The organism is Virgibacillus sp. LDC1 (genome assembly GCF_025792345.1).
Lineage (GTDB): Bacteria > Bacillota > Bacilli > Paenibacillales > Paenibacillaceae > Paenibacillus_AQ > Paenibacillus_AQ lautus.
The window spans coordinates 311,509-323,635 of record NZ_JAOXLZ010000005.1 but is presented as its reverse complement, the minus strand read 5'-3'; the positions used below and the strand labels follow the sequence as shown (position 1 = coordinate 323,635).

At 54.6% G+C, this 12,127-nt stretch carries 6 protein-coding genes; 1 reads left to right on the top strand and 5 read right to left on the bottom strand.

Features of this window, described 5'->3' with window-relative positions; translation table 11 throughout:
* Positions 1 to 138 precede the first annotated feature (138 nt).
* The 3 genes from msrA to OHJ21_RS26065 all read right to left on the bottom strand — a co-directional run bounded on the left by msrA (position 139) and on the right by OHJ21_RS26065 (position 6,978).
* Positions 139 to 1,104 carry a peptide-methionine (S)-S-oxide reductase MsrA gene (gene msrA / locus OHJ21_RS26075; protein WP_100540510.1) on the bottom strand — a complete coding sequence of 322 codons (966 nt, stop codon included), beginning with the start codon at positions 1,102 to 1,104 and terminating at the stop codon, positions 139 to 141.
* Between the two features lie 423 nt (positions 1,105 to 1,527).
* Entirely contained in the window at positions 1,528 to 4,125 is a 2,598-nt protein-coding gene (locus tag OHJ21_RS26070) for a glycoside hydrolase family 95 protein (RefSeq protein ID WP_100540509.1), read from the bottom strand.
* A gap of 72 nt (positions 4,126 to 4,197) precedes the next feature.
* Positions 4,198 to 6,978, bottom strand: a complete 2,781-nt coding sequence (locus tag OHJ21_RS26065) for a discoidin domain-containing protein (protein ID WP_100540508.1) — start codon at positions 6,976 to 6,978, stop codon at positions 4,198 to 4,200.
* Positions 6,979 to 7,262: 284 nt separating this feature from the next.
* On the opposite strand from OHJ21_RS26065, the gene OHJ21_RS26060 reads away from it, so the two are divergent.
* Positions 7,263 to 9,095, top strand: coding sequence for a glycoside hydrolase family 97 protein (locus OHJ21_RS26060; protein ID WP_486021574.1), 1,833 nt, complete (start codon positions 7,263 to 7,265; stop codon positions 9,093 to 9,095).
* A gap of 94 nt (positions 9,096 to 9,189) precedes the next feature.
* Here OHJ21_RS26060 and OHJ21_RS26055 read toward each other — a convergent pair whose 3' ends face one another.
* Entirely contained in the window at positions 9,190 to 11,031 is a 1,842-nt protein-coding gene (locus OHJ21_RS26055) for a cache domain-containing sensor histidine kinase (protein ID WP_486021573.1), read from the bottom strand.
* Positions 11,028 to 12,053: a response regulator transcription factor gene (locus OHJ21_RS26050; protein ID WP_100540505.1), complete on the bottom strand. Its 1,026-nt coding sequence runs from the start codon at positions 12,051 to 12,053 to the stop codon at positions 11,028 to 11,030. Before OHJ21_RS26050 ends, OHJ21_RS26055 begins: the two co-directional genes overlap by 4 nt.
* Between the last annotated feature and the right edge of the window lie 74 nt (positions 12,054 to 12,127).

The window sequence follows — 12,127 nt, the reverse complement described above, 5'->3', positions numbered from 1 at the left end:
GACGCAAGCATGAGTCTTGCCTAATAGGTATTGTACCGGAGCCATATGTGGAGTGGATGGGAGAGAATAAGTATAGGGGAAGTTTACGAAGAACATGGGGAGCGACATATTGACGAAAACGGTATCTGCCGGCTTGCTCTACTCAAACAGCCGCGCGAATTCACCGTACCCTTCCCGAACCATCTCCTCCTCCGGCACAAAACGCAGCGCCGCAGAGTTTATCTGATAATGCAAACCGCCAGGCGGAGGCCCGTCATGGTACAGGTGACCGAGGTAAGAGCCGGACAATCTGCCATAGAGCGAAGTGCGTACCTTGCCGCCGCGAAGATCTCCTTTTTTGCTGATATATCCCTCATGAAGAGGTTTCATAAAAGCCGGCAATCCCGTTCGGGCGTCATATTGGTCGGTTGAGCTGAATAACGGGTCTCCGTTCACCACGTCCACGTAAATCCCCCGGCTTGTGTTATTCCAATACGTATTATCATAAGCAGGCTCATCCAAGCCTTCTTGTGTCACTGCATACTGGAGCGCAGTAAGACGTCCCTCCAGTTCTGCCTTGTCCTGCTTCCGATTCCAATGCCGCTCGGCAAAAGAAGCTCGGCCGGAGCCCTCATAATACCGGTTGTAGTCATAACGATGGGTATTATAGTAATTCTGGTGAAGATCCTCTGCGGGATAGAAGGGTCCTGCCGGCAGGATCGGTGTCACGATCTTTCCCTTGAACCGCCCGCTTTGCTGCAGATCTCGCTTGGAGGCTTCCGCCTGCACGCGCTGCTCTTCATGATGAACAAAAATCGCGGTCCGGTACGACGCCCCGCGGTCCATGAACTGGCCTCCCGCATCCGTTGGATCAATCAGGCGCCAGTAGATGTCCAGGAGCCTTGTGTACGGGAATACATCCGGTTCAAACCGGATTTGCACAGCTTCGTAATGACCCGTCGTCTCCGTTCCCACTTCCTCATAGGTTGGATCCTCCGTATGGCCGCCCGTGTAACCCGAAACCAAGGAAAGGATACCGGGAAGCTCGTCAAACGGCTTAACCATGCACCAGAAACACCCGCCCGCAAACGTCGCCAATTGCGTCTTTCCACTTGCCTGATTCAAGGCAGTCCCCCCTTTCATGTTTGTCTATTTCATTATGATACTAGTGTAGTCTTGAGGACTCAATCGCAGCAAGTATCATAACTTTTCACTAGTATTTTGTGCAATCGATCCGTTATTGAGGTCTAGAAAGGGGTATGATAAGATAAGAATAGCAATAAGGAGCAGCCGGCCTATGGCTACTCCTTTGTACAAACATCTTGAGTAGGATTTCTCCTCCAAGATCAAGTCAGGAATGAGAAAGTAACCCACTTAGGCGCCAACCTTAGGAGTGGGTTACTTTCGTCGTTTATCGATGTAAGTCAGCAATGCCAGCAGGAAAATCCCGAAGGTTATCACTTCACCGAACGAAACGTTCATCGCACAACCTCCTTTACAGAGGAGTGCGCCCACTCAAGGTGTGTATGTACAATCCAAATTATAACATTATATTTGCTCCCTCACAGACCTTCCCCAGCTACAGCTGGCACCCTGCTGCTGCATCAAGAACGAGTAGCAATACGCTCCTCCGGATATCGTGGTACTCGTCAGCATAACCTCTCCAAGCCGTTTCTCCTCTATGAGGACAAGCGATGAACGGGACCATAGCCTGCATTCGCCCGCCCTATCGGCGCGAATCTTCACCTCGGTCAGTTCACCTTCCTCCCAGCACATGTCGACAACAAAGCCGCCGCGGGCACGAAGGCCCTTCACCTCACCGCTGCTCCACTGCGAGGGCAGGGCCGGGAGCAGCCTTAACTCTCCCGAATGCGACTGCAGCAGCATTTCGGCAACGCCGGCAATCCCGCCGAAATTACCGTCGATTTGAAAAGGCGGGTGGCAATCCAATAGATTCGGATAAGTTGAAGAAGCCAGCAAATTCACAAGATGCTCGTGCGCTTCCGCGCCCCGCTGCAGCCTGGCATAATAATTGATGATCCAGGCCCGGCTCCAGCCGGTATGGCCGCCGCCATTCGCAAGTCGTCGCCCCAAGGTCTTGTTCGCTGCCTCGGCAAGCTCAGGTGACTGAACGGGATCAATTTGCTCTCCCGGATACAGGGCGAACAGCTGCGAGATGTGCCGGTGTCCGGGATCGGCCTCCTCGTAATCATCCAGCCACTCCATGATCCCACCATGCCTTCCAATCCGCGGTACCGGAATTTCTTGCAGCGCCGTTTGAAGCTCTTCAAGGAAAGTGTCCTCATCTCCGACAAGCTGACCTGCCTCCAGACAGGCCCGAAACAAGGCCGTCGCAATCTGCGCGTCCATAGCGGGTCCCATGCAGAGGCTGCCGACGGCTCCGTTCGGAAGCACAAATCGGTTCTCCGGCGAAACGGAAGGACCGGTTATTCGTCTGCCTTCCTCATCCACGGTCATATAATCCAGCAGGAATATCGCCGCTTCCTTCATAACCGGATACGCTCGTTCCTGCAGGAAATCCGCATCCCCGCCAAACCGGTAATGCTCCCATAGATGAAGGCACAGCCAGGCGGCTCCCATCGGCCATACGGTACAGGTCATCAATATTCCTTCAGGCCGGGTCTCTCCCCAGAGATTGGTATTGTGATGCGCTGCGAAGCCACGGCAGCCATACATCTCGCGAGCCGTGTCCCGGCCATTCGGGAGCATGCGGTGAATCAGGTCAAACAGCGGCTCGTGGCATTCCGCCAGGCCCAGCAGCTCTGCCGGCCAATAGTTCATCTGAATATTCACATTGATTGTATACTTCGACTCCCAGGGCGGGGTGAAGCTGTCATTCCATATGCCCTGCAGGTTCGCTGCGAGAGATCCGGGTCTGGAGCAGGAGATGAGCAAATAGCGCCCGTACTGTACGTACAGGGCAATCAATTCGGGATCGCTCTTCTCCGCAGAGGCACCTTCCGTCTTCACTCTATCCTTCAGCAGATTCAGCCGCTGATCGGTAGACAGGGATGATAAATCGTCTTCCGCTCGGTTCGAAGTTTCAACTTGATCTGAACCGAAGAGTCGGTCCTGCCCATTCGGAATGATATTTCCACTTTCGGTTAAGCCCGCTCTATTCACATCTTTCTTACTGGAACCGAGAGTTAGCGAGAAGCGTTCAAACTTCTGCCGATATTCCTCCAAATGACGGCTTTCCAGCTGTTCGAACGACATGCCTGCCGCACGATCCAGCTGTTCGAGACATGCCTGGCCCGGCTGCTGACACCGAAAGGTCGTCTGGGCTGACAGCAGCAGCGTAACGGAATCCGCCCCTTCAACCGAGAGGAAATCACCGATGGTTCGTACGTTACCTCCCTCAGCGACAGCACGCAGCGCCGTGCAGAAGGAGATGCCGTCCGCGCCGCATTCGCCCTTCATCAGCAAGGTATCGTGCCCTAACGACTCCGTTCCGCTGTCAAAAGGACGTCGCATCAGGTTCGCCGCAAACGTCAACGCCCCCGGCCGATCGGCAAACAGGCGAACAACCATCACGCCATCCGGCGCACTGGCAAAATACTGCCTGCGATAGCCTATGCCGCGCGAAGAATAGGATACGGTCACCATGGACCGCTCCAAATCCAGCTCTCGCTCGTAATGCTCCACCGCTTCCTCCGCACCCAAGAACTGGAGCAGCAGATCGCCCAGCGGCTGGTAGGGCTGCTCGTATTTCGGGGATGAAGTCATCGCCATCCGTGCCAAATGCTCGGCCTCGGCCTGACGTCCATCCCGCAGCATCTGCCTGATCTCGCTCAAATATTCGGTGGCGTCCGGGTTGGCTCCCCTTCCCGGACCACCATACCAGAGGGAATCTTCGTTGAGCTGCACCCGCTCAAGCGAGGTCCTGCCAAAAACCATGCCGCCCAAGCGCCCATTCCCGATGGGCAATGCCTCATTCCACTCCGCAGCCGGGGAAGCGTACCATAACCGCAAACGCCGACTTTCAGATGTGTCAGGCTGCCGCCATGCGGTTTTATCACCTACCGCTTCGAACTTGCCGTACTGCCCTGCACGATCAAGCTCCGCATGATGTCTCCGGTGAGAACGTTCCGTATCTCTTCCTGTTATCTCCCTCTCCACCTTCATACACGTCTCCTTCTTCGCGAAGAAGGGGACGATCAGCGTTTCCCCTGATAATCCCCTGTTCGCTATATATAATTAAGGCTGCGCTGGTATATCGATCGCACCGCCGCCCACAGGCGTACGGGCCAGATTATCCACCGCTTGCTGACCCAGACGGTCCGTCAACTGCTGGACGTATAGGCTCTGGAGCGCTACATGCCGGTCGGCGTATTCCCAATAGCCGTCCTCACGCGGTCTGGAATCATAATCGTTTGGAACGAGCGGTTTCACGTTCAAACCGTCTTCCGTCGGGATGTGTCCGATGACATAGTTTTGTGCCGTTGGGGGCTTCTGCGCAACAAGCCCTCCCTCGGTATTCCACATAACGTAATTCGCTCCCGCCCAGCCATGTCCGCTGCCCAGCCATCCGCGGTCGCGGACGCTGATACGCGCACTGACGTTGTCGTACAGGCCGCCCGTGGACCAGCGGTGATGCGGCTCGCTCGTATTGTATTCGCGAGTGGCCTTATTGTCGTACATGACATTCGGTCCTTGTACGCGGCTCTCAATGACATAAGCATGACGTGAAGTTTCCGTATAATTGCGCTGCACCAGATTTAATTGCCCCTGGATGAAAAAGCTGTAACGACGACCGCCGGTAATCACGCTGACCATGTCGTACATTTCGCTGTCCTGCACGGTGACCCACTTGGCCTGCCGCCCGACCTGCACCAAGGCGTAGGAGAAATGGTAGCCGTCCACCTCGCGCACCCAGGCATTCTTTACGCTGTTCATCATAATGAAGCGCTCCGCATGTGCCTCATCGGAATAATACGGGGTATCCAGAACATCGTTATCCATCTTGGTATCGGTCTTGCTCGGATCAAAATCGGATATGGCGCGCATGTTCTCGATCCCAACCTGTTCGATTCGAGATTCATCCGTTGCCTTGAACAGCCTGCCACCGCCCCATTGACGTTCAATGGCATTCGCTAATGGAGCATCCACCGTAATCCGGTTGCCGTCGATGGCCGTAATGACGCGGTCAAAATCCAGATTGAACGGGGACCACTGCTGCGTTCCCCCGGTCCCTGGCCGCATGTAGATATGATCCATGCCGATCTCATGAATCCAGCGGTCATTACCGATTCTACGAACAATGACGGAATCGCCCACCTGATAGGCCGAGGCATTCTGCACATGGAACGATCGGGATCCTGCCGGAACGTACAAATCCTGCACGTCCGTCTCCGTCCCGTCCACAACAGCGGCACCGTTCGTTCCACCGACAACAATCAAATTTCTGGCCGTTGTTCCCGTGCCGCGGATAATGGTGCCGTCCTCACTCTTGCCTTCACCCCGCAGCACGACCCCACTGGCCTGAATGTTAAGGGAACCGCCAACCAGATATGTGCCTTTCTTCAGCAGCACCGCCCCCCGGAAACCATCTGCGTCACGCGGCAGCCGGGACACCTCATCAATCGCCGCCTGCAGCATCGCCGTATCATCCCCGCCGGTCGGCTGTACGGCAATCCTCGCCTGAACGTTAGGTAGTTTCACACCGCCACCCATATAACCGACGTTCGAGAAATCGATGATCCGGTTCCCCTTATAATCGGGGACATATACCATCCTACCGTCTTTTCCGGTATAGGCGATTTGGCTCTGACCTTCAGGAATTCCCTTCTTGGGCATGACGGTGTAAAACAAGCTGTCGAAGTAGGTTCCCCCGTCTGTGGTTTGGAAAGTCATCCGCACCTCGTACGTGCCCGGTACCTTCATCCCACCCGGAAGCGTTATCGATTGCGTTACCCCTGCCTGCAGCGCCTTCGTGCCCAGCGAACCTCTGGATTGACCGTCCTTGAACCATCTGGCGGATACGGTTCCATCCCTATTAGGAGCGATGGTTACGACTGGCAGCTCCTCGCCATCACCCAAGATCGCCGCCTTGCCAATCTGCTGGACCAACGCCTTATGCGTGAACGAGCTGAAGGCAATGTATTTCGCATCCTGGAACTCCTGATCATCCTTCACCACAATCCAGAAATCCGGTGTACGTATCCCTTGACCGTTGATGCTGGTTTCCGCATATAACCGGGTCGCTCCTACCTTGACCCCCGTTACCGAACCTTCGGAAGTCACCGCAGCGCTGGTTCCCACGGCGTGATATTGAACCTGGCCTTGAGGCAGCGAAATCCATTCCCCGTTCCCCCGTTTGCCGCGCGCCTCCACGGCAGATGTGCCTCCAATGTCCAAGGTCAGTTCCTCATTGTTGGTATAAGGGGTTCCATCCGGCTTCACGAAGGCCAGCTCCGTTACATCGGACGGAATCCCTTGATCCCCATCCTGCATATAAAGCTCCAACTCCTTTAGCTGAACATTGAGATTTCGGCTTAGCAGCAGCGTTACCCGAAAGTGGGAAGCGCTTACGGAATTAAACGTCATCACTTCCTGACCGTCCGCTCGAATGCCCCCATTTTTCGCATAGGCTCTGCTCCAAGACTCACCGTCACGGGAGTAATCGATCTCGATAGTTCCCAAATGATCTCCCCGGTTTAAATCCAGGACGACCTGGTTGAAGGACTGCTCACTCCCCAGATCCACCTGTATGTATACATTCATGTCCTCACGGTCTGTGCTCGCCGGCTGCCAGTAGGTATCACGGCTGCCGTCAACGGCTTTCCCTGCTTCACGCCCGCTGATCTCGGAACTGGCCGTCGCCTGCTTATTCCATGCCAGGTTGACCCGCTCCATTACATCCGGAGCGGCCGTTTCCCCCTGTATTGGCCGATTGCCGAACGAAAACAGCAGAATACCCAGCAGCAGTATGAACCCTCCTCTTCTTACCTGCCTGTTACGCTTGCGTACCTGTCTCATCAATCATCACCCATCCTTTGTCATAAGTAGTGATTACGATCCACCCGCGATTACAGGTGCCCTCCTTTCAAACGCCTCTTGATATGCTTCTATGATAAAACAGCGGCTGCTCGCCGGACCATGCCGTAACTTGCGGAATGGCCGTGTTTTTTTATGGTGTAACACAACGTAAGAAAACACAACCCGGAGCGAACGGAGCCGTATGCTAAGCCTTTGCATTGTCCGTTACAATGAGGCTGCAATGGATACGTCATTCTTGTAGCGACAAGGAAGGAGTTTCGTTTATGGATCATGAGCTATCCCAGTCTCTGTCAGCGCCGTTTCATGCACAGCTTCATTCACCTGACGGGAATCTGCATATCACACTGGAACAGGAGCCTAACGGCCCCCTTTTTTACACGGTGATGAACAACCGGTATCGCGTTCTTGAAAGGTCGCCGCTCGGGCTGATCACCGACCAATACAAACTTCAACAAGGCATACGTATACAAGGGGTGGAGCACAACACAATCACAGAGCGTTACGAGCTTGTAACCGGTAAGCAAAAATCGCAGTCTTACGAAGCAAACGAATTAGTGCTTCTGACTTCGGTAGAGAATCATCAGGTGAGAATCCGTTTCCGCGCTTTTCATGACGGCGTCGCATACCGGTATGAGCTGCAAGGAGAAGGGGATATTCGTTTCGAGAACGAGCTCTCCGGCTTCCATCTGCCGGAGGACCGGATGCTCAACGTCTGGGCTCAGCCGTTCATGCGGTGTTATGAACGAACCTATGACCATGCCATGCCGGATCATCTTCGGGGAAGGCATTTCGGTTTCCCGCTGCTGGTCCAATCGGCAGAGGATCATTGGCTGCTGCTGACTGAAGCAGCCGTGGACGGGAGGTATGGCGCCAGTCATCTCGCAGCGGATGAGCAAGACGGCCGGAAGCTCCGCATCGCTTACGCCCCGGATCAGGAAACGCCGATTGCCGCCAAGCTTCCGCTCTCGACGCCCTGGCGTGTCATGATCATCGGGTCGCTCAGGGATCTGGTGTCTTCATCGCTAACGACTCACTTATGTCCCCCACCCGTGCTGCAAGACACCTCTTGGATCTCTCCCGGCAGAGCGGCCTGGTCCTGGTACGCGGAAGGCGATTCCTGCGGGGATATGGAAATTCAACGGCAGCATGTGGATTTTGCCGCCGAGATGGGATGGGAATACAGCGTCGTGGACGGCGGCTGGGAGGGTGTGCTGGATGCGCCTCAGCTCATCCATTACGCGAAGGCGCGCGGCGTCGGCATCTGGCTGTGGACGCATTATAAAGGGCTGAACACGGAGGAACTCCGTGAAGAGAAATTACGCCTGTGGGCATCTTGGGGCGCCGTTGGCATCAAGGTCGACTTCTTCGACAGCGACAATCAAGAGACGCTCCAGGTCTATGATGCCATTGCGGAATCCGCTGCCAGGCATCGGCTGATGGTCAATTTTCATGGTTCCACCAAACCAAGCGGCGAGCACCGGACATGGCCTCACGTGATGACAAGAGAAGGCGTTTACGGTGCGGAATACTACCGGGCACAGAGTGAAGGGCCTAATGCGGTTCATCTCTGTACCTTGCCGTTTACGCGGAACGTGATCGGGTCCATGGACTTTACGCCGGTTACGTTCAGCAGGCGGACCACGACAACCCAAGGGCTTCAGTTGGCCCTGGCCATCCTCTTTGAATCCGGCATCCAGCATTATGCGGATGCGATATCAGTCTTCGCCGATCATCCGGGCAAGCCGCTGCTGGCCGCTGTTCCGGCCGTCTGGGATGAGACGCGGCTGCTGGAAGGTTATCCGGGCCGATTCATTACGATAGCAAGACGATCAGGTGTCGAATGGTTTGTCGCCTCCATTTGCGCCGCCGGAGGACGAGACGTCCATATCCCGCTGGATTTCCTTGAAGATAATACGGCATACCGAGCGGTTATCTATCGGGAACAGGCGGAAGCGGACGAATATCGATATCGTTCTGTTCTTCCTCCCATTGAGGTTCACACGGAAACGCGCTGCGCCAAGGATACCATCAAGATACGTCTCAAGGTGTACGGCGGCGTATCCATCCATCTGACGCCGCAGGCGGAGAACAAGTAAGTCTTGGGAGATAAGAAGGGGAAGCCTCAGAAGGTTATACCTATTACTTCAAAAAGTACAAGGCCTGACCTCCAATACGGAGACAGGCCTTGTGCTAAACACGCGGCGGACACGGCATGACCATGCGGATGGTGGTTCCCGTTCCCTCGCCTGCCGAGGTTACACGAAGTCCGTAACTCTCACCGAATACCAGCTGAATCCGCCGATGCACATTCAGCAGCCCGATGCCTCCGGTACCGCTAAGGTTTAGGGAAGATTCAGGCGAGTGATTCACGTGGTCGTACTCATAGGATAACCGTGCCGCAACCTCACGCAGCTGTTCATCGGTCATGCCGATGCCGTTGTCCGTCACACTGACCCAGAAGGAATCATCATCGCACCCAGCAGCGATGATGATGTGCTGCGAGGCCTCGATGCCGTCCGGAAAGGCATGCTGGAATGCATTTTCAATCAAGGGCTGGAGCGTCAACCGCACCATTTTGTACAGGAGCAGCTCATGGGGAACCTCAACCCGAAGATCAAACTCCAGATCGTGCCGATGCTTCATGATCGTCATGTAGTTCAAAACGTGCTTGAGCTCATTGGCGACCGTGATCTCCTCCAGCGACGTCAGCAAGGAGTACCGCATCATAAAGCCAAGAGAGGACACCATTTCGGTAATTTCCGATGAGCCTTCAACCTCGGCATAACACACGATGGTCTCCAGCGTGTTGTACATGAAATGCGGATTGATCTGGAGCTGAAGCGCCTGGAACTCGGCTTTTTGCCGTTCGATAATCGTCTTCTGCTGCTGCAGCTCGGTCTCGTATACCCGCTCGATTAGCTCCGACAATCGGGTCACCATCAGATTATACCGCTGCATCATTTCCGTCAGCTCGTCCTCGCGTTTAGGAAGCTCCAAGGGAATCCACCGCCCCTGCTCCGTCTGGCGCATCCCGCGGATAATCGTCTGGATGGGCTGGGTAATGGAACGAGTGAAACGGTAAGCAAGCAGACAAGCTGCAATGAGACTGATCAAGCCGATCGTCCAGACCGTAGAACGAATGCTGGCTATCGGTTTGCGCCACTCCTCCAGCGGCAACGAAGCAACCAGACGCCATCCGGAATAGGGAGACATCCGCGTCATGAACACTCTCTGCTCTCCATCGGCCGTCGTATATTTGAAGGATTCCTCGTCTGCGCCCATGATGGCTGCCGTCAGCTTCGGATCCTCGGCCGGAGACGAGGCGTTATGCTCCAGTCCCTCCGGCTGGTAGACGACATGGCCGCTGGCATCCGCGATATAGAAGTATCCGCGTTCGCCCAGATCAATTCCCTTCCAGAGAGAGGATAACTCCTGGGAACGCACTTCCATGGCCAGCACGCCTTTTTCCGCTGTGGAGGATAAGCCCTTGATCAGTCTCGTCATGCGTACCACACTGCCGCTACGTCCAGGTATAATACTCTCCGTATGAATCATGAGACCGCTTTCATCTTTTGTGGTATTGCGGAGGTCTTTCAGCTGCTTCGCCTTCTCCTCTGCACTGAATACCGGTGCCGTAAAATCAGAACCGAAGCTGTACGTGGCATTTCCGTTGTAAGACAGGAGATACATGGTCAGCAGCTCGGGCCCCCGGTCCATGAGGGGACGGAATACCGTATCCTTGATCGTGGAGCTGATGTGATAATACTCGTAATGATCCGCCGGGTTAGGCAAATCTACGAATTTCTTCAATTCCCGGTTGGTCAATAAGGAGATCATCGTACGGTCGTAGGATTTAATGTACAGATCGGTATGGTTTAAGGCATTCTGCACGATTTGCGACATATGCCGGTCCAGCTGGCGATCCAGCTCAGCTGATGAGCGCGTGTAGGTAACGATGCCGATCAACAAGGAAGTCAGCACAATGATGGACACAAAGTACAAAAACAATTTGCGGTACAGTTTATTTTTCATCCGTTAAAGCCCAGCATCGTCCGATATTCCGTCGGCGTATGTCCTGTTACCTTCTTGAACATTTTCGTAAAATGGGGATAATCCTCGTAACCGACGTTCGCCGCCACGTCGATGATCCGCATATGCGGCAGGGCCAGCAGCTCCTTCGCCCGCTCCATTCGCCGGTGAATCCGGTACCGGACAAACGTATCGCCCGTCATCTTCTTGAACATTGCGCTAAAATACGTCGGCGTATAACCGGCCATCTCCGCCACTTCCTCCAGGGTGATCTCCTCGGACAGATGTGTGTCGATATACGATTTCACTTCATCGAGCGGATTCTTGAAATTCCCCCACCGCTGCGTCACCAGATCCGCGGTCATCTGCTTGACCCTTAACTCAAATTCGTTCAACAGCTGCTCCTGCACCGTGTGGTGACCGATCGGTTCAATCACCGAAACCTCCATATACCCCTTCGAGACGAGACGACGGAATATCATGCCCACTGCGTCATCCAGCAGCTGCTGGAGCTGCGGGACGCTGAGTCCCGCCGCTTGCAGATGCGCCCTCCAATCGACCAACAGCCGATCGAGCTGTTCGGTCTGCAGCATCCAGATCTCCTGCCCGATATTTTCAATCCAATCGACATAGGAAGCCAGCGAGACAATGCCTTTATTGCGGTGTTTCACAATCGCGTCAAAGGTTTGGTGCAGCACCACGCCGGTAACCGGCTTTAGCAGATAATGCTTCACCCCGTAAGCCAGACATTGCTGCGCATATTGGAATTCGCCATAACCCGAGATGACGATAATTTGAATATGCCCGTACAACTCATGAAGCTCCTGACACAGCTCCAGTCCGCCCATTCGGGGCATCCGGATATCGGTCAGCAGTACATCCGGCTCGAATTCCTTGATCAGGGAGAGCGCATGCTCACCATTCACGGCCGTGTCAATGGCATCAAACTGCAGACGGTAGGTCTCCGCCATCTTGACCAGCCCTCTTCGGATTACAGGTTCGTCGTCAGCAATAAGCAACCGCATATTATTTTAGCCTCCTGTATGTAGAAGAATAAGGTATGAGGCAAACATTGAATGGAACAAGAAGGTATCCGCAG

Bases quoted from the DNA above. Each gene is read 5' to 3' on its own strand.
- OHJ21_RS26070 (WP_100540509.1), bottom strand. From the start codon at position 4,125: ATGAAGGTGGAGAGGGAGATAACAGGAAGAGATACGGAACGTTCTCAC.
- OHJ21_RS26065 (WP_100540508.1), bottom strand. From the start codon at position 6,978: ATGAGACAGGTACGCAAGCGTAACAGGCAGGTAAGAAGAGGAGGGTTC.
- OHJ21_RS26060 (WP_486021574.1), top strand. From the start codon at position 7,263: ATGGATCATGAGCTATCCCAGTCTCTGTCAGCGCCGTTTCATGCACAG.
- OHJ21_RS26055 (WP_486021573.1), bottom strand. From the start codon at position 11,031: ATGAAAAATAAACTGTACCGCAAATTGTTTTTGTACTTTGTGTCCATC.
- OHJ21_RS26050 (WP_100540505.1), bottom strand. From the start codon at position 12,053: ATGCGGTTGCTTATTGCTGACGACGAACCTGTAATCCGAAGAGGGCTG.